This window comes from Streptomyces hygroscopicus subsp. hygroscopicus (genome assembly GCF_030269125.1).
GTDB classification, from domain to species: Bacteria; Actinomycetota; Actinomycetes; order Streptomycetales; family Streptomycetaceae; genus Streptomyces; species Streptomyces hygroscopicus_C.
Genome location: NZ_BSSM01000007.1, coordinates 185,880 through 205,502 on the forward strand (window position 1 = coordinate 185,880; position 19,623 = coordinate 205,502).

Below are 19,623 nucleotides of genomic sequence, written 5' to 3' on the forward strand. Positions count from 1 at the left end.
GCCTCCCGCTTCTGCACCATCTGTTCCGCCCCGCGCACCACCGCCTTCCCCTTCGGGCCCCGTCGCCCCCGCCTCGCCGTCGCCCCGCGCGATCCTGGACAGATCGGCCATGAGGGAGTCCAGCCAGGACACGGTGGCGTAGTGCAGCCGTGGTGCAGCCGGATGGTTCCGCGTCGGCGCCCGGGAGGGAGCGGGCGAGGCGGGGCACCGGGCCCGACGGGGTGTCGCCGCCGCGATCTAGGGCCGCCGAGACCGGCAGCATCCCGGCCACACGGTCCCCGAGCCCGGCGACCGTCGCCGCCGCGGGGCCGAGGCCGGTGTACGGCGGCTCCGGCAGCCGTTCGGAACCCCACAGGGTGTGGTGCCCGGCCATCAGCGCCGCCTGCCAGCCCACACCGAGCGGCGCGGGACCGCGCCCCCGCCCCCGAACGGCGCGGGCTCGCTCCGGAACTGGCCGTACGCGGACTCCGCGGGGATCACGGCATGCCGCGGCGAACGGTGCCCGGGTCATCCCCGAAGGCACGGCCGCCGGCCCTTCCCGGGCCGCCGAGGCACTGGTCGCCACGACGATCCCGGCCGCCCGGCGCAGCAGTTCCGCCGCCGCGAACCGCAGCTCGTCATGGGCGCCGCGCGGCCAGGCCGGCAGCCCGAACACGGCGCCGGTCGCGCTGCCGACCAGCACGTCGAGCAGGTGAACCTCCGCGAACAGGGCGCAGGTGGCGGCGATGGGGCGGTCGAGGCCGTAGCGGAAGGAGCAGAAACCTGCCGCGGCGACCAGGGTCACCTGGATCGCCCGGCGCGCCGGGGCGGCGTACGGCGCCGGGATCCGGCCGGCGGGAACACCAGACACCCCTCCAGGCTCACGCATCACCGCGTGCCCGGCACCTGCGGGCACCGGGCGACCGGGTGACCGGCGGCGTCGGCGTGACCGGAGGGTGTGGCCGCCGAGCGGACCGGGGTGGTCACAGCGGGCCGGCGCCTGTGCGGGTCCAGGGGCCGCGGGCGCCGCCCTCGAACCCGGCGTCGGCCGGCCCACTTCGCTCCCCCCGCCCACGCCGGTGGCGGCGGTGAGCGTGGACGTCACGCCGTGGGTGCCGCCGGTGCCCGTTCCGGTGACGGTGATCGGGTAGGTGCCCGTCGCCACCGACCGGCCGACCACGGCCGTCGGCGCCGAGGTGTCGCCGTGGGTCACCGACGCCGGGCTGGAGGAGGCGGCGACGCCGGGGGAGCGCCGGAGGCGGAGAGGGCGACGGACTCGGCGCTGCCGGAGGTGGTGGCCGTGGCGACCGTCGCCGCCGTGGAACCGCCCTGGGCGACCGACGCGGAGCCGGGGGAGGGGGGACAGCGAGAAGCCGCTGCTCCTGCCGCCGCTCCCGTCGCCCGCGTACGGCACGCAAGCGTCCGTGCGGGCCGGGCCGCTCGGGGTGATCTCACCGCACGTCGGCAGGGGATCGGCGCTGCCGCCGCACGGCTGGTCCCGGTCGACCGACCGGAAGGCGAGGCGCCCCACGCCGTTCCGCGCGTGAGGTTCCCGACGGTCCGGGCTTCGGCCGGGGTGAACGCGGAACCGTCGTCGTTCTTCCTCCCCGTGGCGCCGTTCGTCGCCGCGCCGCTCGCGGGGGCGTGGACGACAACCCCGCCCTGTGAACTCCGCGCCGGCATGAGGGACTTGGTCCGCGCCGGGCGGTCGCGTTCCTGTGACGGGAAACCCGCGCCGCGATGCGGCCGGAAAACGTCCCCGGACAACTGTTATCCCAGCCCCTTCGAACGGTCTCCCAGTCGTCGGGAACAATCGTTCGGCGTCGAGGACGGGAAACAACTGATGAGCACACGGCACACGGACGCGGTGGAGACGGCGGCCCTGGTGACCGCGGCCCGCGAGGGTGACGCGGCGGCCCAGGACGCCCTGGTCGGCGCGTACCTTCCGCTGGTCTACAACATCGTGGGGCGCGCGCTGAACGGCTCGGTGGACGTCGACGACGTGGTGCAGGAGACCATGCTGCGCGCCCTCGACGGCCTGGGCGGGCTGCGCACCCCCGAGCGGTTCCGTTCCTGGCTCGTCGCGATCGCGATGAACCAGGTCCGCGACCACTGGCAGGCCCGGCTGTCCGCGCCCGCCGCCGTGGAGGAGGCGCACGACCTGGCCGATCCGGGCGCGGACTTCGTGGACCTGACGGTGGTGCGGCTCCAGCTGTCGGGCCAGCGCCAGGAGACCGCGCACGCCACGCGCTGGCTGGAGCCCGACGACCGGGGGCTGCTCTCGCTGTGGTGGCTGGAGTGCGCGGGCGAGCTGACCCGCGCGGAGGTCGCGGCGGCCCTGGATCTGAAGCCCGAGCACACCGCGGTCCGCGTGCAGCGGATGAAGGCCCAACTGGAGGCGGCCCGGGTGGTGGTACGGGCGCTCGACGCGCGGCCGCGCTGCGAGGAACTGCGGACCGTGCTGGCCACCTGGGACGGCAGACCCTCGGCGCTGTGGCGCAAGCGGATCGCCCGGCACGCCCGCGGCTGCCCGCGCTGCTCCGGGCTGTGGAGCGGGCTGATGCCCGCGGAGGGGCTGTTGGCCGGTCTGGCACTGGTCCCCGCGGCGCCCGCGCTCCTCGCCGCGCTGCGCTCCGCCCCGGGCGGGATGGCGCCGGTCGCGGCGACGAGCCCGTTCGACGGCCGGTCGGGCTCGGGCGGTTCGGGCGCGGGCGCCGGTTCCGGGGCCGGACGGCGGGCCGCGCGCAACCGCTCGGGCGGGCGCGGCGACGGGCGGAACGGCTCACGCGGCGCGTCCCGCCGGCGCCGGCGCATCCGGCGCCGGGCCGTCGGGGGCATCCTCGCGGCGTGTGTCGCGGGCGCCGGACTCTGGTACTTCGGCATCGACCCGGGGCCCCGTACCAGCGACACGGCCGCCGACCGGAGCGCGGGCGCCTCCGTGGCGGACCTCTCCACGCCGAGCGCCGTACCCGCCTCCCCCTCCCCGTCCCCGTCGGCGTCGAGGTCCGGGAAGCCGAAGAAGCCCGGGAAGAAGGTGCCCGGCAAGAGCCCGAGCCCCACGAGGAGGAGCACGCCGACGCCGCGCCCGACCACCCCGCCGGCCCCGGTGCGGACCACGGCGCCGCCGCCGTCCGGGGACACCGTCGGTCAGGTGGTCGCGCTGGTCAACAAGGAGCGCGCGAACGCCGGTTGCGCCCCGCTGACCGAGGATCCGCAGCTCCAGCAGGCGGCGCAGGCGCACTCCGACGACATGGCCGCGCGCCACTTCTTCGACCATGTCAACCCGGACGGCGCCGACCCCGGGCAGCGCATCACCGCCGCGGGGTACCGGTGGTCCACGTACGGCGAGAACATAGCCATGGGCCAGCAGACCCCGGCCTCCGTGATGGACGCCTGGATGAACAGCTCGGGCCACCGCGCCAACATCCTCAACTGCTCGTTCAGGAACATCGGCGTGGGCGTGCACAAGGGCGCGGGCGGCCCCTGGTGGACCCAGGACTTCGGCACGAAGATGTGACGCCGTCCTCCTGACCCCTTGGGCGGGGGACCGCCCGAGGGGCCGGCACGGGTGGCTTCGGGGCGGTTGGGCAAGGCGGTCGGCTCCGTGGCCGGCCGGCTCCGTAGAGGCCGGCTCCACCCGTCGGCACGACTCGTCGCGGGCGGCCGACGTCACCGCCGTCCGCGTCACTCGGGCCCGGTGCCGCCGCCGTTCGTGCCGCGGCGGCCCGCCGTCACCGCCGTCCGCCTGATCCGATCTTCCCGCGGCAACCCGAAGGCCCGCCGCGACGGCGCCGGTTCCACGTCCTCGATGCCCGACGCGCCCGCCGGGTGCGCAGTACGGCTCGCACGGCGGCGAGGGCGGCGCCCGCGATCACGGCCGCCCGCGGACCGGTGTCCGGCGCGTTCGCGGGGAGCCCTCGCCGCACCAGCACCGCGAGCCGCTCCTCGAAGCCGGCGAAGGCCCGGACGAGCTCGACACCCTCTCCGGGCGGACCCTGCCGACGGCCCTGCACGGCACCGGGCGCGGGCCTGTCCCACCGGCACCGTGGCGGGGCAGGCGGACTTCCGCGCCACGATCGGTGGGCGGCTGCCGCTCGTCGTCGGGATCGTCCTGGTCCTCGTCTTCCTGCTCGCCGTGGGGAGGGGCTGTCCGCCACCGCCCGCGTGATCTCCGCCGCGGCGGTCATCACGACCACCGTGTCCCTGTCCTTCACCGCCTCGCCGACCGTCGTCGTGAAGACGCTCGCCCTGGGCCCGGCGATCAGCGTGATCGTGGACGCCACGGTGGTCCGCTGGTGCCGGTTCCGGCCGTGATGCTCCTGACGGGCCGGGCGAACCGGTGGATACCGCGCCGTCTCGACCGGTTCCCGCCGTACCTGAGCGCCTGCCCACCGCCCGCGCCCGCGGCGGCCCTTCGCCCTCGCCCGCGGGCGGTATTAGGCTGGACGACCGTGCCACCGGCACGTCGACAGGGTGCGGGGCCGGACGAATCAGGGAGCGACCGATGACAGCGGGAACCGAACGAGCCGTACTGGCGGGCGGTTGTTTCTGGGGCATGCAGGACCTGGTCCGCAAGCAGCCCGGCGTGGTCTCCACCCGCGTCGGCTACAGCGGCGGCGACACCCCGAACGCCACCTACCGCGACCACGGCGACCACGCCGAGGCCATCGAGATCCTTTACGACCCCGCGGTCACCAGCTACCGCGACATCCTGGAGTTCTTCTTCCAGATCCACGATCCGACCACCCGGGACCGCCAGGGCAACGACATCGGGCGCAGCTACCGCTCCGCGATCTTCTACGACGGCGAGGAGCAGCACCGCACGGCCGTCGACACCATCGCCGACGTCGAGGCGAGCGGCCTGTGGCCCGGCAAGGTGGTCACGGAGGTCGAGCCGGTGGGCGACTTCTGGGAGGCGGAGCCCGAGCACCAGGACTACCTGGAGCGCTACCCCAACGGCTACACCTGCCACTTCCCGCGTCCGAACTGGAGGCTGCCGCGCCGCGCGTCGGCCGCGACGGACTGAGCCACCCCGCCGCGCGGACACCGGCTCGTGTGGCGCGTCGTCGCCCAGGGGAGATCCTGGGAGAGCAGCGGAACGCGTGATCCGCGACCCGACGACGATGGTGGTGACCACCATGGGCGTGCCGGACGAGACCGGAGCGGACCCCCAGGGGCCCGCCGATCCGTGTGGGGACCCGTTCCTGCGGACGCGGTTCGCGATCCCCACCCTGCCGGTGACCTACCTGCGCCGCGACCGGCTGCTCGGGCACCTGGACGCGGCCCCCGGCACCCCGCTGACCGTGGTGGGCGGGGCCGCCGGAGCGGGCAAGACGCTGCTGGTCGCCGACTGGGCCGCCCGCCGGGGGAGACCCGTCGCCTGGCTCACCGCACAGATGGCCGACAAGGGCCGCGGCACCTTCTGGGCCTACCTCCTCCAGGCTCTGCGGCGGGCCGGGGCGACCCTCTCCGATGAGGTCGGCCTCCCCGCCGAGGCGGGCCGCGTGGACGACGCGCTGCTCACCCGGCTCGCCGCGGAACTCAGCGCCCGCGCGGCACCGGTGACCGCGGTCATCGACGAGTACGACCGCGTCACCGACCCGGAGATCGCCGACCAGCTGGAGTTCGTGCTGCGACACGCGGGCACCGGCGTCCGCCTGGTCCTCGTCACCCGCACCGAACCCCTGCTGCCGCTGCACCGCTACCGGGCGGCCGGCGCCGTCACCGAGATCCGCAACGACGAGCTGGCCTTCACCCCCGAAGAGGCCGCCGCCCTGCTGGAACTGCACGGCATGCGCCTGCCCCCCGACGAGGTCGCCGCGCTGCTGGCCCGCACCCGGGGCTGGGCGGCCGGGCTGCGGCTCAGCGCCCTGGCCGCGCAGGGGGAGCGCGACCCGCGGTCGTACCTGAGGGAGTTCGAGGCCGACCGCACCACCATCGGCGACTACCTGATCGCCGAGGTGCTCAGGCGGCAGCGCCCCGAGACACAGGACCTGCTGCTGCGGATCAGCGTTCTCGACCGCTTCTGCCCCGCCCTCGCCGACGCGCTCACCGGGCGCGCCGACGCCGAGCTGATCCTCACCGGCCTGCACCGCGAGAACGCCTTCGTGGAGGACCTCGGGCACTCCTGGTTCCGGCTCCACCCGCTGTTCCGGGAGATCCTGCGGGCCCATCTGCGGGCCCGCCACCCCGGCCTGGAGACCGAGCTGCACCGCCGGGCCGCGGGCTGGCTGCGGCACTCGGGCCCGCTCGGCGAGACCCTGGAGCACGCCGCCGCCGCGGGCGACTGGGCGGGCGCGGCCGAAGCCCTCGTCGGCGATCTCGCCCTCGGTGAACTCCTCGCCGGTCCGCGCGCCGAATCCCTGGCCGCGCTCTTCGCCGCCATGGGGCCCGAGCCGCGGACCCCGGCCACCGACCTCGTCCGCGCGGCCCGCGCGCTGTCCCTCGGCGATCTCGACCGGGGTCTGCCGATCCTGGAACGGGCCGCGCGGACGCTGGCACGGGAGCCGCGGCCGGCGGCCAAGGGCATCGCGCCCACCGCGTCCGACCCGGCCGCCGCCCGCCTCGGCTGCACCCTCCTCCAGGCCCTGGCCGCCCGGCTGACCGGTTCCCCCGCACAGGCCGAGGCGGCCGCACGGCGCGCCGAGGAACTGCGCCGGGAGGTCCCCGGCCGCCTGCTGGACCTCCACCCCGAACTGACCGCACTGCTCCGCGCCCACCTCGGCGCGGCCCACCTGTGGGCGGGACGGTTCACCGAGGCCCGCGCGGCCCTGACCGCGGTCGCGGACGCGGGCCGTACGGCGGCGGTACGCCCGTCGGCCGCGCGGGTGGGCGAGGAATGCCTCGCCCAACTCGCCCTGCTCGACCACCTCGACGGTCACCCCGGCCGCGCCGAGCGCAAGGCGCTCACCGCGCTCGCCGACGCCGACCACACGGGCACCTCCGCGCCCCCGGGAGCCGCTCTGGCCACGCTCGTCCTCGCCGCCGTCGCCACCGACCGCGACGAACTCGACCGGGCCGAGGCACTCCTCGACTCCCTGACCGACGACGTCCGGCGACCCGGGTGCGATCCGGCGAGCAGGGCCGAGCACGCCCTCGTCATCGCCCGGCTCCTGCTCGCCCGCGGCGACACCGAGGGCGCGCTCGAGGCGGCCGACCGGACGGTCGTGGCGCGGGAGCCGTCCCCGTGGGTGGAGGCACAGGCGGCGCTGGTGGTCGCCGGGTCCCATCTCGCCGAAGGGCGACCGGCGTTGGCCGCCAAGCTGCTGACGGAACTGCCCGGCGAGGACCCGCTGTGCCTGGTGGACGCGGCCCGTGCGGAGCTGGCGGCGGGCCGCCCCGCGCACGCCGGTGACCTGCTCGACCGGATACGCCCGCGGCAGGGCCTCGGCACCGTGACCGCCGTACGGGCGGCCCTGGCCGAAGCCCAGCTCGCCGGAGTCGAGGGCGATCGCGAGGCCCGGCGCCGGTTCGTGGCGCAGGCGCTGCGGGAGGCCCGGCGGGACCGGCTGCGGCGGCCCTTCCGGGAGGCGGGGCCCTGGCTGCGGCCCCTGCTCGCCACCGCCCCGCTGCGGGCGCTCGCCGAGGGCTGGCTGCTGCCCGGCGCCCCCGCCCCGGACGGCACCGCACCCGCGGCCGAACCGGCGCCGGTGGTCGAGGAGTTGACCGGCCGCGAACGCGATGTGCTGGTCCGGCTGGCCGAGATGATGTCCACCGAGGAGATCGCCGCCGACCTCTTCGTCTCCGTGAACACGGTCAAGACGCACCTCAAGAGCGCCTACCGCAAGCTGGGCGTGAACCGCCGGCACGACGCCGTGCGCCGCGCCCGGGAACTGGGCCTGCTGTGACCGGGCCGGCCGACATCACCTGCGGCGGGTGAGGCCGGGCGGCGGGCAGGGGCGCAGGATCGCAGGAAGAGGGGCAGGGTCCGCCCGTCCGCGGCACGCGGGGAAGGCACCTCATGCGCTACGAGATTCGCGTCGACGGAGAGCTGACCGAGACGCTGGCCAAGGCGTTCCCGGAGCTGGACCACGTGGTGGTGTCCGGCCACACCATCCTGTTCGGCCGCGTCCTGGACGAGACGCACCTGTACGGGCTGCTGGCCCGCTGCCAGTCCCTGGGCCTGCGCGTCCTGGAGATGCGCCAGGCACCTCAGTGAGGGCCACGGGCCCCGTCAGTGGGGGCCACGGGCCCGTCCCCTCCCGCCCTGCTACGGCTCCCGCCCCGGCCCCTTCCTGCGCAGCCCCGCCTCGACGGCCGCCGCGAGCAGCCGTACGGCCACGCCCACCAGCAGCAGGCCGCACACCATCTGGCACATCACCGTGACCCGGCCCGCCTCGGAGAGCGCGGTGATGTCGCCGTACCCCACGGTGCTGAACGTGGTCAGGGCGAAGTACAGGGCGTCCGTCCTGGTCAGCGGCTCGCTGAAGGAGCCCGGGGTGTCGTGCTCGATGATGTGGTAGACGCTGGCGAAGACGACCAGATACAGGCCCACCGTCGCGATCAGCGCCTCCACCGCCTTCAGCCGGGGATGCGGGGAGTGCGTGATCATCCACGCCTCCCAGCCGAAGACCAGCACGACCGCGAGGAGACCGCACAGCAGCAGGACGGCGGTCGCCAGGGTGGTGCCGGCCTCCAGCGGCACCAGGTAGTACGCGACGACCAGACCGGTGAGGATGGCGAGCGCCCGTGCGCAGGACGCGGCCGCGGCCCGGCCCTGCCACTCGCCGAGCCCGGGTCCCCGGGTGCCACCGGACGGAGCGCGTCCCGCCTGTTCGGTCATCGTTGTCTCTTCCGCCGCTTCGCCGCGGGCTGCCGCCCGCTCTACCCAGCTCAGCGCCCCGCCCCCCGGCACGGATCACCCGCCAGGGGTGATCCGGTACGCGCCGCGACGGGCGACGCTGTGCTGGTGAGGTCCCCGCACAAGGCCCCGTCGGCCGGCCGGGCGCGACCTCGGGCACGGGACGGAGGAGCCATGACCTCCGCCGCGCGATCCGGGTCCGCAGGGCCGAAACGGCCCGATCCCGGACGGGAGCGGGATCCCGACGGGGCCGCCCCTTCATGACGGCCGCCCGTAGGAGGACCGCCGTTCACCCGCCCAGGGTGAGGCGTTCCCGGCCGCGCGAAGAGCAGCCTGGGAAGGGCGGTTGACCGACTACCGGGCGCGGACCCGGGACGGAGGAAGCGACATGAGCGTCCAGACCTACCTCGCGTATGACTATCCGGCGTTGAGCGTCTTCTGGTCCATGCTGGTGTTCTTCCTGTGGATCATGTGGTTCGTGCTGCTCTTCCGGGTCGTCATGGACATCTTCCGCGACGACTCCCTGGGCGGTGCCGCCAAGGCGGCCTGGCTGCTGTGCGTCGTCCTGCTGCCGTTCCTGGGCGTCTTCGTCTACCTGATCGCCCGCGGCAAGGGCATGGGCCGCCGCGAGGTCGAACAGGCCCGCGCACAGCAGCGGGCCCTCGACAGCTACATCCGCGAGACCGCCAGGGGCGGCACCTCCAGCGCCGACGAACTCGCCCGGCTCTCCGACATGAAGGCCCGCGGCGACATCACCGAGGACGAGTTCCGCCGGGCGAAGGACATGGTGTTCGCCGCCCACGGCCCGTCCGCGGGCACGGGGCCGGAAGGCACCGGACCCGGCCGCTCGGGAGCGGTCTCCTCCAGCTCCCCGCACTGACGTACCGCACACCGCAGAGAAGCGAGGTGGCACGATGAGCGCACCCCACGCGCACCACAACGCCGGCACCGGCGCCGGCGCAGGCACCACGCGCGAGCCCACCACCAAGGAACTGTGGGCGACCGGACTGACCGCATTCGCCGCCGTGATGCTGCTGCTCACCGGCATCCTGGACATCTTCCGCGGCATCATGGGGATCGCCCAGGACGACGTCTTCCTCACCACCCGCAACTACGTCTTCCAGTTCAACCTCACCGGGTGGGGCTGGGTGCACCTGATCCTGGGTGCCGTCGCCGTCGTCGTCGGCCTGGGACTGATGAAGGTGTCGGCGTGGGCGCGGGCGGCGGGCGTGGTCATCGCCGCGCTGATCATCATCGCCAACTTCCTGTCCCTGCCGTACTCCCCGGTCTGGTCGATCGTGATGATCGCGCTCGCCGGGTTCACGATCTGGGCGCTGTGCGTGGTCCGCCAGGAGGGCGGCCGGGGCCTGTTCGACTGAACCGCGCGCCCTGTGGGCGACTGCCACCACCTCGCCGAAGCGCCGCACCCGGGCCTCACGTCGCCGAAGCGCCGCCCCCCGGGCCTCACGAACCCGCTGACCCACCAGGAGGCGCGCCCGGCGCGCGCGGCAGGGCCAGGTGGGCCAGGTCGCCCGGGGGCGGGGAGGCCACCGGCCACAGCGGGGTGGCCCGGCCGTCGGCGAGGGCGGCCGGCGCGTCGGTGAGGTTCATGCGCTCGCGCAGCCGGCCGTAGAAGTCCATCGGGCCGAGGCGTACCGCCTTCAGACGGCGGGGCGCGGCGTACACGCCGATCCAGTCCCCGGGTCCCAGCACACCGCGCAACTCGCCGTCGATGCTGACCGCGGCCTGGCCCGACCGCTCCAGCACCCGCAGGGCCACGGGCTCGTCCGGGGCGGCCACGACCGAGCGGTTGAACACCATGTGCGGCGCCACCGGCGTGAACACCAGCGCTTCCGCGCGGGGCGAGACCACCGGGCCTCCGGCGGCGAAGCTGTACGCCGTGGAGCCCGTGGGCGTGGCGACCAGCAGCGCGTCCGCCGAGTAGCAGGCGAGGAGCCGGCCGGCCAGATACACCGCGACCGACACCTGCCGGTCCCGGGTCAGTTTCTCCAGGACGACGTCGTTGAGCGCGGTGACGTCCAGGGCGACGCCCCAGTCACCGCCTGCCGTGCAGTCCGCGCGCACCCGGGGCGGCGGCAGCATCGGCCCGCGGCCGTACTCGACCAGCGCCTCCATCCGCGCGGGGACCTCCAGCCGGCACGACGCGCGCATGGTGAGCAGCATCCGGCTCTCCACGGTGATCCGCTCCTCGCGCACGGCGTCCAGGGCGGCCCGCACCGCCGGGGCCGGCACCTCGGTCAGGAAGCCGACCCGCCCGAGGTCCACGCCGAGCACCAGCGCGTCGTTCCGCGCCGCGAGCCGTGCCCCGCGCAGGAAGGTGCCGTCGCCGCCGAGCGTGACGATCAGGTCCGGGTCGCCCGCCGCGTCGACCTCCTCGCGGGAGCTGTGCCGGGCGCCCTCCTGCCACACGTCGATGTCGGTGCAGGCGACCGCGTGCTCCGCGCACCACTCGCGCACCGCCCGCGCGGCCGCCTGAGCCTCGGCGCGCCCGCCGTGCACGACCAGGCCGACACGGTTCACCGTCATACCCGCACCACCCGCCTCCCAGCCGGCACCCGCCGAGCGCCATCCTCGCCGGGGACGCCACGGGCCTCGCGCACGCCACGCCGCCGGACGGCACCGGCGTACCCCTCCCGGCACCGGCGGCACGACGAGGCGCGCGGGGCCGGGGCCACACCCGGTCCCGCGCGCCCGCCGGATGACGACCGGCCACTCGTGGCGGTCGGTCGCGGTCACTCCTGCTGGAACACGGCCTTGCTGACCTCCGCCGGGTTCTCGAACGTGCGCTTCCCGAGGTGCGAGATGCGCTCCGTGACCTCCTTGGGGGCGTGGTTGTGCTCCGCGACCTCGCGCAACCGCTCGGAATCGGCCGGGTACTCCACGCCGGACAGGGCTTTCTGCAGATCAGGGGGGCTGATACCGGTCATCGCTCCTCCAGACGGTGAGGACGAGTCCTGTCGCCCGGCACCGCATGCTGCGCCGGACCGCTCAGGTACCCGTCCGGGCCCGGGGATTCACCCGTCCGCCCGCTCATGGCGTCCGCGCCGGGCGGGTACCCGGGGCGTGCCGACACGTACGGATGGCCGGGGAGGCCCAGATGAGCGAGTACACCACCCCTTCCCAGGCCGAGGGCGAGCGGGAGCCGGACGACGCGGGGGCGGCGCAGCCGACCCGCACCACGCCGTCCCAGGCCGAGGGCCCGGCCGAGGACAGTCCCGAGCAGGACGTACCGGAGAGCGGCGACTGACCGGGACGCCTCCGAGGCCGCGGCGGCTCCGGGCCGGGACGCGCCCGGACCCGCCGCGGCCCGGTCGCCGCTGCGTTGCGGCCCCCGCGGCGGCGACCTAGCGTGATCTCGACACGTCAGACAGGTAGGCCGTGATGACGCATCCGCACGACCCCCTCGGCATCACCGACGGCAGAGCCGCCACCCGCCCGATCCAGCTGGAGACACACGGGCTCGACGTGATCGGGGACGCGGACCGCAGAGGCACCCCGCGCATGCTCTTCTGGCCCTGGTTCGGGGCGAACGTCTCGGTGCTCGGCCTCAGCTACGGCGCCTTCGCCTTCGGTTTCGGCATCTCCTTCTGGCAGGCGCTCGTCGCCGGCACCCTCGGCATCGTCGTCTCCTTCCTGTTGTGCGGCTTCGTCTCGGTCGCCGGCAAGCGCGGCTCGGCGCCCACCATGGTGCTCAGCCGTGCCGCCTACGGGGTGCGCGGCAACCGGCTGCCCTCGGTGGTCTCCTGGATGCTCACCGTCGGCTGGGAGACCGCTCTCATCTCGCTCGCCACCCTGGCCACCGCGACCGTCTTCACCAGCCTCGGCTGGGGTGGCGGCACCGAGACCAAGGTCGTCGCCCTCATGGTGGTGGCCGCGCTGACCGTGGTCGCCGGCGTCATGGGCTTCGACCTGATCATGCGGCTCCAGACCGCCATCACCGTGATCACCGGCGTGCTGACCCTCGTCTACGTCGGCCTGGTCGCCCACCATGTCGACTGGACCGCCGTCAAGGCGGTGCCGGGCGGGTCCGCGCAGCAGATGATCGGCGCGCTGGTGTTCATGATGGCGGGCTTCGGACTCGGCTGGATCAACGCCGCCGCCGACTACTCCCGCTATCTGCCCCGCGACTCCTCCAGCCTCGGCGTGATCGGCTGGACCACCTTCGGCGGCTCGCTCGCCCCCGTGCTGCTGCTGGTCTTCGGCGTGCTGCTGGCCGGTTCCTCGCCCCAGCTGAGCCGGGCCATCGCCGACGACCCGATCGGCGCCCTGACCACGATCCTGCCCACCTGGTTCCTGGTCCCGTTCGCCGTGGTCGCCGTGCTCAGCCTGGTCGGCGGCGCCGTCCTCGACATCTACTCCTCGGGCCTCGCCCTGCTCTCCGCCGGACTGCGCGTGCCCCGCTATCTGGCCGCGCTCTGGGACGGCTGCCTGATGATCGCCGGCTCGATCTACATCGTGTTCTTCGCCGACGGCTTCCTCGGCCAGTTCATGGGCTTCCTCACCACCCTCGGCGTGCCCATCGCCGCCTGGTCCGGCGTGATGCTGGGCGACCTCGCGCTGCGCCGCCGCGACTACGACGACGGCGACCTGTTCCGCCCGCACGGCCGCTACGGCGACGTCCCGCTGATCCCCCCGGTGCTCACCCTCGCCGCCACGGCCGTCGGCTGGGGTCTGGTCACCAACACCGCCGCGCACTGGCTGGGCTGGCAGGGCTATCTCCTCGGCCCGTTCGGACTCGGCGGCCGGACCGGCGCGTGGGCGTACGCCAACCTGGGCGTCGTGATCGCCCTCGTCCTCTCCTTCTTCGGCACCCTGCTGCTCGGCCGGCGCCGGGTGCGCGCCCAGGAGGCGCTGGCGCCGAGCCCGGCGCCGGGCGAGGAGGTCCTCAGGGCCTGAGAGGCAGGGCCCGGTCGCCTCTTCCGGTTCGTACGCATGCCCGGGGCCCGCTCCGGGTACGCGAGGCGGGAGCCCACCCGGGCAGTCCGTCCGGGTGGCCCTTACGACCACCGCTACCTGGGGATCTGCCATGGAGACACCCGCACACGACGCCCTGCCGACGCCCGCCCAGCAGGCGCTGGACGCCCTGGTCGCCAACGCCGAGGACCAGAGGGCCCTGGACACCCTCGCCCACAGCGACGTACTCGTCCCCGTGCCGGACGAGGCGATCGACGGCGAGGGCGCCGACGCCACGACGGTGGCCCTGCCCGTCCTGGAGCAGCCCGGAGGCGATCCGGTCGTCCCCGTCTTCACCACCGAGAACGAGATGGCCGAACTCCTGCCCTTCATCTCCCGCTACCGCCTCATCCCGCTGGGCGCCCTGGCCTCCCAGTGGCCGGACGAGGAGATCTCCCTGGCGATAGACGGCAGCTCCGAGCACGCGCTGACACTGACGTCGCAGGGGGTGCGCACGCTGCTGGCCCGCTGAGCCGAGGGGCCGCGAAGGGCGGGGCGGACACCGATGCGCGGCTCCGCCGCGTGGACGCCGCCGGCCACCATGAACCGGCGGCCGTGCCCGAAGTGATCACCACCCTCCGAGGGCGCCAGAATGGCCTCATGGAATACATCGCCGGCACGGCAGGCGCCCTTCTCCTCCTCGTCGTGCTGAGCAGCATCCTCCGTACCCTCGTCGTCCCCCGGGGCCTCTACTCCTCCCTCGTCTTCCGCCTCTGGTGGCTGCTTCGGAGGCTTCTTCGGCTGACCACCTTCGGCAGGGGCTACGAGGCTATCGACCGTGTCCAGACCTGGCTGGCGCCGCTCATGCTCATCGGCATGCTCGCCAGCTGGCTCGCCGGGGCCTTCCTCGGCTTCGGACTGCTGCTGTTCGCGCTGTCCCCGCTGTCCTGGTCCACCGCGTTCCGCGAGGCCGGCTCCAGCCTGTTCACGCTCGGCTTCGCCAGCGGCGCCCGATGGCGGCTGTCGGCGCTTGACTTCGTCGCCGCGGCGACCGGGCCGGTCCTGATCGCGCTCCAGATCGCCTATCTGCCGACCCTCTACGCCGCCTACAACCGCCGCGAGGTGGAGGTCACCCTCCTCCAGGCCAGGGCCGGTGAGCCCTCCTGGGGCCCGGAGATCCTGGCCCGGCAGTGGCTGGTCGACACGGAGACCGCGCTGCCGGAGCTGTACCGCGCCTGGGAGCGGCTGGCCTCGGACATGGGGGAGAGCCACTCCACCTATCCGGTCCTGCTGACCTTCCGCTCCCCGCGCCCGTACCGCAGCTGGCTGGTGGGACTGGTCGCCGTGATGGACGCGGCCGCGCTCCAGCTCGCGCTGGACCCGAAGACCGCGCCGCCGGAGGCCCGTCTGGTGCTGCGCGCCGGGTTCAGCGCCCTGCGCGACATCGCCCGCGCGGTGCGCGCCCCGTACGACTCCGACCCCTCGCCCACCGCGCCGATCCGGCTCACCTACGCGGAGTTCGACGCGGCTGTGGCGATGCTGGACTCGGCCGGCTTCCGCGCCGAGCGCACGCCGGAGGAGGCATGGCCCCACTTCCGCGGCTGGCGGGTCAACTACGAGTCCGTCGCCTACGAACTGTGCCGCCGCTGCGACGCCGTACCGTCCCTGTGGACCGGCCCGCGCGACTTCCCGACGACCCCGATCCCGCCGCGCCGCCCGGTGGACCGGCGTCCCGACGACCCGCCGGGGAGTCCCTAGCTAGCGCTCCCGCTCGGCCAACATCCGGCCCAGGACCGCGCGTTGGACCGGGAGTACCTCGGAGTGCAGGTCGCGGCCCTTGCCGGTGAGGGCGACCCAGACGCCGCGGCGGTCCTCGGCGCACACCGAGCGTTCCACCAGGCCGTCCTTCTCCAGCCGGCCGATCAGCCGGGACAGGGCGCTCTGGCTGAGATGCACCCGTCCGACCAGGTTCTGCACCCGGCAGTGGTCGCCGTCGCCGGGCGACTCTGCGGCCAGGATGTCCAGCACCTCGAAGTCGCTGGCGCCCAGCCCGTAGGGGTGCAGCGCACGGTCTATCTCACACATCGTGCGCGCGTGCACGGCGAGGATGTCCCGCCAGCGCTCCTCGAGCCGGGCATCGGCCGTTTTCACTGCCATACCGGAACGGTAGCACCGATCCGGCCACTTGTTGAGCGTGCAACTACTTTTCGGTGGCGGGATCCTGGAGCAGGCCCACCATGTTGCCGTCGGCGTCCTTCACCGAGGCCACGAGCCTGCCGTTGCCGACGTCCCGGGCGTCCTGGACGATCTCCGCGCCCGCCGCCACCAGTGCCGCCAGCCGCTCCCGCAGATCCGTGACGTGCCAGAACGGCACCGGCCCGGTCAGCCCCTGCGCGTGGCCGTTCGGGTCGAGGCCGACATCCTGCCCTGCGCTCCTGAAACCGATGTAGTACGGCTCGTCGGCGTACGGCTCGACGCCCAGCAGCGCGCCGAACAGGGCCTTGGCCCGCTCCGGGTCCTTGACGGGGTAGATGATCGTCTGCACGCCGGCGGTCATGGAACTCACTCCTTGGAAGGCGGGGGATACGAGGTCCGACGGGCTTTCCCGTCGGTGCTCCCACGCTAGGCCGGGGGAGCCCGCCACGGCTTCTCGAATCCTGACCGGTCACGACCCCGGCCCCGACGGGTCAGGGGCCCGGTCGGTCAGTCACGACCCGCCGTCCCGCTCGGTCACGGCGTCTGCGCTCGGTCGCGACTCCCGACCCGGACCGGTCGTGACCCTCGCCCCGGACCGGTCGTGACCCTTTCCCGACCGGTCACGGCCCTGTTCCGCCGCGCCTCACTCGCTGTGCAGCACCTCCGCCACGGTGAGCCGGGCCGCGCGCCGCGCCGGTACCAGCGCGCCCAGCACCGCGATCAGCACCCCCGCCGGCGCCACCAGCGCGAGCAGCGGCGCGTGCCAGACCTCCGTCATGGACGGGGGCAGGCTGATGTCCAACCCGCCGGCCATCCGCGGCACCACCAGCCGGTGCGTGACGATGCCCAACGGCACGCCCAGCAGCGAGCCCGCCACCCCGAGCACCGCCATCGACGTCACCGTCATCACGGTGACCTGGCGCGGCGTCATCCCGATCGACTTCAGCATGCCCAGGTCGCGCCGCCGGTCGTGGGTGTTCAGGACGGCCGTGTTGAAAACCCCGAGCGAGGCGACCAGGGCCAGCATGAGGGTCAGCGCGGTCGCGGAGCCCACGATGGTGCCGGTGACGTTGTTCGGGCCGTTCGGCTGCGGTGCGAGACCCGGGTCGGCGGCCCGGACGGCACGGGCGTACGCCCCGGGGGACGCGCCCGCGCGCAGCGTGACGTGGTACGCGATCGGCGCCGCCCTCGGGATGAGGGCGGTGACCGTCGGCCAGGCGCCGATGACCAGCCGGTCGTTGGTGTCCATCGTCGCCCCGACGACGGTCACCCGCTCCTCGCGGCCGTCCTTGCGCAGGCGCAGCCGCTCCCCGACCTCCAGTCCGTTGCGCCGCAGGAACGGCGTCGCGGCCACCACCTCCCCCCTCCGGCGCGCCCACCGGCCCGCCGTGAGCACGCTGTCGAGGGTCACGTCGCCGCGTCGGCCCTCCAGCATCACGGGCTGGGTGCCGCCGGCGAGGAGCACCTCGTCGTCCGAGCGCGCCGTGATCCGCGACGCCCCCGGCAACGACCGCAGCAGCGACTGGAGTTCGGGGTCGCTGTGCACCGGCCGCACCTCCTTGCCGTGCCGGATGTCGCCCACGTACACCGTGACGTCGTAAGGGTGGCCACCGCTTCCGAAGCCGTTCAGCGTCGCCGCGAGGCCGGCCGCGAACGTCACCGTCGCCACGCCCAGGACCACGGCGGCCAGCGTCACCGCGCTGCGCGCCGGACGGGCGAACGGCAGCCCGACACCGAGACTGACCGACCGGGGCAGCCGGGTACCGGCCAGGCGCCGCTGGACGCCCAGCGCCCGCCCGGCCCGCGGGGCGCTGCCCGCGCTGACGGCCCGCGCCGCCGGCAGCCGCCGCGCCCGCACCGAGGGGCCGAGCGCGGCGAGCACACAGACCAGGGGCATGCCGAGCAGGGCGAGCAGGTTCACCCACGGCGCGATCCCCAGGCTGTCGTGCAACACCCCGGAGGCGGGCCCCGTGAACACGAACCGGAGGAAGGGTCCGGCGAGCAGATCGCCGCCGAGCGTACCGAGCGCGCAGCCCAGTACGGCCGGCACGGAGACCATCGCCAGATAGACGCCGAGCACCTGCCCCGGCGTGAAACCCAGTGCCTTGAGGATGCCGATGTGCCGGAACCCGGAGACCACCGCCCCGCCGACCACATGGGCGACGATGAGCACCGCCACCAGGATCCCGAGGATGCCGAAGGCCATCAGGTACGGCGCGTACGCGCGGGCGCTGCCGCCGATCCGGTGCTTGAGCGCCAGGTACGTCTGCGAGCCGTTGACCGAACCCCGCGGCAGCCCGTCGGTCACCGTGGCGAGTCCGGCGCGCAGCGCGCTCTGCGACGACGCGTCCCGGAACCGGAGCAGCAGCTGGCTGGCCGTGGGGTGCAGGGCGCCGATCTGCCCCGGGGTGACCCAGGCGTCCGCCGTGTGGCTGAGATCGAAGGCGAACCCGACGATCCTCAGGGTCGGACCCGAGGGCATGCGGAACCGCTTGCCGAGGTCGTCCGCGGTCCAGTCGGACTGCCGGTTCAGCACCACCTCGCCCGGCCGGACGGGCCACCGCCCCGCCCACAGGTCGACCCGGTCCACCGCGCCTTTCGGGTCCGCGCGGCCGACGACCGTGATCTCGCCGCCCAGACCGAAGTTCCCCGTGTCGCGCGGAATGTCGACCGTGGCCTGCGGGAACGGCCCCGCGACCGCCTCGACCCCCGGCTGTCGCGCGGCGCGCGCGAGGCGGCCGTCCGACACCTTGCCGCGGTCGAACTCGGCCACCACGTGCGGCCCGTTGAGCTTCGCGAAGGCGTGGTCGAACGGCGCCGACGCGGCGTCCACCAGCCCCAACGCCACCACCAGCGACCCCGTGGACACCAGGGTGACCAGCCAGATCACCAGCGTCTGCACCCTGCGCCGGCGCACCGCCGCCCGCGCCGCCAGCCACACCGCCCTCATGCGGAGGGCTCCAGGGCGTGCTCACCGGTCACCCGGCCGTCGGCCAGCAGTACCAGACGGCTCGCGCAGCGCTGCGCGAGGCGCTCGTCGTGGGTGACGACGACCAGGGTCTGGCCGATCTGGTTGAGGTCGATCAGCAGGTCCATCACCTGCTCCCCGGCCCGGCTGTCCAGCGCGCCGGTCGGCTCGTCGGCCAGCAGCAGCGCGGGCCGGTTCATCAACGCCCTTGCCACCGCGACCCGTTGGCGCTCGCCTCCGCTGAGCACCGCCGGGTAGGCGTTGCGCCGCTCGGCGATGCCCAGCTCCTCGAACAGTTCCAGCGCCCGCCGCCGCGCCTGCCGGGCGGGGGTGCCGGTCAACTGCGCGGCCAGCGCCACGTTGTCCAGCGCGGACAGGTCGTCCACGAGGTTGAAGAACTGGAAGATCATGCCGATCCGCCGCCGCCGGTACAGCGCGAGCCCCTTCTCGCCCAACTCCCCGATGTTCTCCCCGTGCACGACGACGCTGCCCGCCGTCGGCCGGTCCAGCCCGGCGATCATGTTGAGCAGCGTGGACTTGCCGCACCCCGAGGGCCCCATCACCGCGACCGCCTCCCCGGCCCGGATCCCCAGCGACACCCCGTCCAGGGCGACCGTCTCGCCGTACTCCTTGCGCACCCCGTCGAGCCGTACGACGGTGTCTGCCGATCTCTCCTCAGTGACCATGGCCAGGACGCTATGGGTGCGGCCCTGGCACGGGCATCCCCCCTCGGGCGGCACCGCGCCCGGGGTCTCATCCTCGGGAT

The 19,623-nt window shown here is 74.5% G+C and carries 19 protein-coding genes; 12 read left to right on the plus strand and 7 right to left on the minus strand.

Features of this window, described 5'->3' with window-relative positions:
* Positions 1-1,822: 1,822 nt before the first annotated feature.
* The 6 genes from QSK45_RS17860 (at position 1,823) to QSK45_RS17885 (ending at position 8,137) form a co-directional block, all read left to right on the plus strand.
* Positions 1,823-3,496: a sigma-70 family RNA polymerase sigma factor gene (locus QSK45_RS17860; protein WP_285557985.1), complete on the plus strand. Its 1,674-nt coding sequence runs from the start codon at positions 1,823-1,825 to the stop codon at positions 3,494-3,496.
* Between the two features lie 528 nt (positions 3,497-4,024).
* The gene (locus QSK45_RS17865) at positions 4,025-4,147 is read left to right on the plus strand and encodes a hypothetical protein (protein ID WP_285557987.1); all 123 of its coding nucleotides are present in this window, start codon (positions 4,025-4,027) and stop codon (positions 4,145-4,147) included.
* Entirely contained in the window at positions 4,144-4,293 is a 150-nt protein-coding gene (locus tag QSK45_RS17870) for a hypothetical protein (protein ID WP_285557989.1), read from the plus strand. Before QSK45_RS17865 ends, QSK45_RS17870 begins: the two co-directional genes overlap by 4 nt.
* Positions 4,294-4,483: 190 nt before the next feature.
* The gene (gene msrA / locus QSK45_RS17875) at positions 4,484-5,005 is read left to right on the plus strand and encodes a peptide-methionine (S)-S-oxide reductase MsrA (RefSeq protein ID WP_285557991.1); all 522 of its coding nucleotides are present in this window, start codon (positions 4,484-4,486) and stop codon (positions 5,003-5,005) included.
* Positions 5,006-5,102: 97 nt separating this feature from the next.
* On the plus strand, positions 5,103-7,826 hold the full coding sequence (locus QSK45_RS17880; protein WP_490993583.1) for a winged helix-turn-helix domain-containing protein: 2,724 nt from the start codon (positions 5,103-5,105) through the stop codon (positions 7,824-7,826).
* Between the two features lie 113 nt (positions 7,827-7,939).
* Entirely contained in the window at positions 7,940-8,137 is a 198-nt protein-coding gene (locus QSK45_RS17885) for a DUF8691 family protein (RefSeq protein WP_085563090.1), read from the plus strand.
* Between the two features lie 51 nt (positions 8,138-8,188).
* Here QSK45_RS17885 and QSK45_RS17890 read toward each other — a convergent pair whose 3' ends face one another.
* Entirely contained in the window at positions 8,189-8,761 is a 573-nt protein-coding gene (locus QSK45_RS17890) for a potassium channel family protein (RefSeq protein WP_285557994.1), read from the minus strand.
* A gap of 406 nt (positions 8,762-9,167) precedes the next feature.
* Between QSK45_RS17890 and QSK45_RS17895 the strand changes: the two genes are divergently transcribed.
* Positions 9,168-9,659, plus strand: a complete 492-nt coding sequence (locus QSK45_RS17895) for an SHOCT domain-containing protein (protein ID WP_285557996.1) — start codon at positions 9,168-9,170, stop codon at positions 9,657-9,659.
* Positions 9,660-9,693: 34 nt separating this feature from the next.
* Positions 9,694-10,158: a DUF7144 family membrane protein gene (locus tag QSK45_RS17900; protein WP_285557997.1), complete on the plus strand. Its 465-nt coding sequence runs from the start codon at positions 9,694-9,696 to the stop codon at positions 10,156-10,158.
* Positions 10,159-10,243: 85 nt separating this feature from the next.
* Here the strand turns inward: QSK45_RS17900 and QSK45_RS17905 are convergent, their stop codons facing one another.
* Together QSK45_RS17905 and QSK45_RS17910 are read right to left on the minus strand one after the other, a co-directional pair.
* The gene (locus tag QSK45_RS17905) at positions 10,244-11,326 is read right to left on the minus strand and encodes an NAD(+)/NADH kinase (protein ID WP_285557999.1); all 1,083 of its coding nucleotides are present in this window, start codon (positions 11,324-11,326) and stop codon (positions 10,244-10,246) included.
* 206 nt (positions 11,327-11,532) lie between these two features.
* A complete protein-coding gene (locus tag QSK45_RS17910) occupies positions 11,533-11,727 on the minus strand; it encodes a DUF2795 domain-containing protein (protein WP_285558002.1) in 195 nt (64 codons plus the stop codon).
* Positions 11,728-11,897: 170 nt separating this feature from the next.
* Between QSK45_RS17910 and QSK45_RS17915 the strand changes: the two genes are divergently transcribed.
* The 4 genes from QSK45_RS17915 (at position 11,898) to QSK45_RS17930 (ending at position 15,451) form a co-directional block, all read left to right on the plus strand.
* Positions 11,898-12,047, plus strand: coding sequence for a hypothetical protein (locus tag QSK45_RS17915; protein ID WP_285558003.1), 150 nt, complete (start codon positions 11,898-11,900; stop codon positions 12,045-12,047).
* A 134-nt stretch (positions 12,048-12,181) separates the two neighbouring features.
* Positions 12,182-13,696 (plus strand): purine-cytosine permease family protein, encoded by a 1,515-nt coding sequence (locus QSK45_RS17920; protein ID WP_285558005.1) that lies wholly within the window; start codon positions 12,182-12,184, stop codon positions 13,694-13,696.
* Between the two features lie 130 nt (positions 13,697-13,826).
* Positions 13,827-14,225, plus strand: a complete 399-nt coding sequence (locus QSK45_RS17925) for an SseB family protein (RefSeq protein WP_285558007.1) — start codon at positions 13,827-13,829, stop codon at positions 14,223-14,225.
* A gap of 128 nt (positions 14,226-14,353) precedes the next feature.
* Entirely contained in the window at positions 14,354-15,451 is a 1,098-nt protein-coding gene (locus QSK45_RS17930; protein WP_285558009.1) for a hypothetical protein, read from the plus strand.
* Here QSK45_RS17930 and QSK45_RS17935 read toward each other — a convergent pair whose 3' ends face one another.
* From QSK45_RS17935 to QSK45_RS17950, 4 genes are all read right to left on the minus strand, one after another.
* Positions 15,452-15,850: a MarR family winged helix-turn-helix transcriptional regulator gene (locus QSK45_RS17935; RefSeq protein WP_285558010.1), complete on the minus strand. Its 399-nt coding sequence runs from the start codon at positions 15,848-15,850 to the stop codon at positions 15,452-15,454.
* Between the two features lie 43 nt (positions 15,851-15,893).
* Positions 15,894-16,250: a VOC family protein gene (locus QSK45_RS17940; RefSeq protein WP_285558011.1), complete on the minus strand. Its 357-nt coding sequence runs from the start codon at positions 16,248-16,250 to the stop codon at positions 15,894-15,896.
* A gap of 282 nt (positions 16,251-16,532) precedes the next feature.
* Complete coding sequence (locus QSK45_RS17945; protein ID WP_285558013.1) at positions 16,533-18,839, minus strand: ABC transporter permease; 2,307 nt, start codon at positions 18,837-18,839, stop codon at positions 16,533-16,535.
* A complete protein-coding gene (locus QSK45_RS17950; protein ID WP_285558015.1) occupies positions 18,836-19,543 on the minus strand; it encodes an ABC transporter ATP-binding protein in 708 nt (235 codons plus the stop codon). Before QSK45_RS17950 ends, QSK45_RS17945 begins: the two co-directional genes overlap by 4 nt.
* Between the last annotated feature and the right edge of the window lie 80 nt (positions 19,544-19,623).

What these genes read in the sequence shown, in the direction of transcription:
- QSK45_RS17860 (WP_285557985.1), top strand. Translation starts at nt 1,823, where the DNA reads ATGAGCACACGGCACACGGACGCGGTGGAGACGGCGGCCCTGGTGACC.
- msrA (WP_285557991.1), top strand. Translation starts at nt 4,484, where the DNA reads ATGACAGCGGGAACCGAACGAGCCGTACTGGCGGGCGGTTGTTTCTGG.
- QSK45_RS17880 (WP_490993583.1), top strand. Translation starts at nt 5,103, where the DNA reads ATGGTGGTGACCACCATGGGCGTGCCGGACGAGACCGGAGCGGACCCC.
- QSK45_RS17885 (WP_085563090.1), top strand. Translation starts at nt 7,940, where the DNA reads ATGCGCTACGAGATTCGCGTCGACGGAGAGCTGACCGAGACGCTGGCC.
- QSK45_RS17890 (WP_285557994.1), bottom strand. Translation starts at nt 8,761, where the DNA reads ATGACCGAACAGGCGGGACGCGCTCCGTCCGGTGGCACCCGGGGACCC.
- QSK45_RS17895 (WP_285557996.1), top strand. Translation starts at nt 9,168, where the DNA reads ATGAGCGTCCAGACCTACCTCGCGTATGACTATCCGGCGTTGAGCGTC.
- QSK45_RS17900 (WP_285557997.1), top strand. Translation starts at nt 9,694, where the DNA reads ATGAGCGCACCCCACGCGCACCACAACGCCGGCACCGGCGCCGGCGCA.
- QSK45_RS17905 (WP_285557999.1), bottom strand. Translation starts at nt 11,326, where the DNA reads ATGACGGTGAACCGTGTCGGCCTGGTCGTGCACGGCGGGCGCGCCGAG.
- QSK45_RS17910 (WP_285558002.1), bottom strand. Translation starts at nt 11,727, where the DNA reads ATGACCGGTATCAGCCCCCCTGATCTGCAGAAAGCCCTGTCCGGCGTG.
- QSK45_RS17915 (WP_285558003.1), top strand. Translation starts at nt 11,898, where the DNA reads ATGAGCGAGTACACCACCCCTTCCCAGGCCGAGGGCGAGCGGGAGCCG.
- QSK45_RS17920 (WP_285558005.1), top strand. Translation starts at nt 12,182, where the DNA reads ATGACGCATCCGCACGACCCCCTCGGCATCACCGACGGCAGAGCCGCC.
- QSK45_RS17925 (WP_285558007.1), top strand. Translation starts at nt 13,827, where the DNA reads ATGGAGACACCCGCACACGACGCCCTGCCGACGCCCGCCCAGCAGGCG.
- QSK45_RS17930 (WP_285558009.1), top strand. Translation starts at nt 14,354, where the DNA reads ATGGAATACATCGCCGGCACGGCAGGCGCCCTTCTCCTCCTCGTCGTG.
- QSK45_RS17935 (WP_285558010.1), bottom strand. Translation starts at nt 15,850, where the DNA reads ATGGCAGTGAAAACGGCCGATGCCCGGCTCGAGGAGCGCTGGCGGGAC.
- QSK45_RS17940 (WP_285558011.1), bottom strand. Translation starts at nt 16,250, where the DNA reads ATGACCGCCGGCGTGCAGACGATCATCTACCCCGTCAAGGACCCGGAG.
- QSK45_RS17945 (WP_285558013.1), bottom strand. Translation starts at nt 18,839, where the DNA reads ATGAGGGCGGTGTGGCTGGCGGCGCGGGCGGCGGTGCGCCGGCGCAGG.
- QSK45_RS17950 (WP_285558015.1), bottom strand. Translation starts at nt 19,543, where the DNA reads ATGGTCACTGAGGAGAGATCGGCAGACACCGTCGTACGGCTCGACGGG.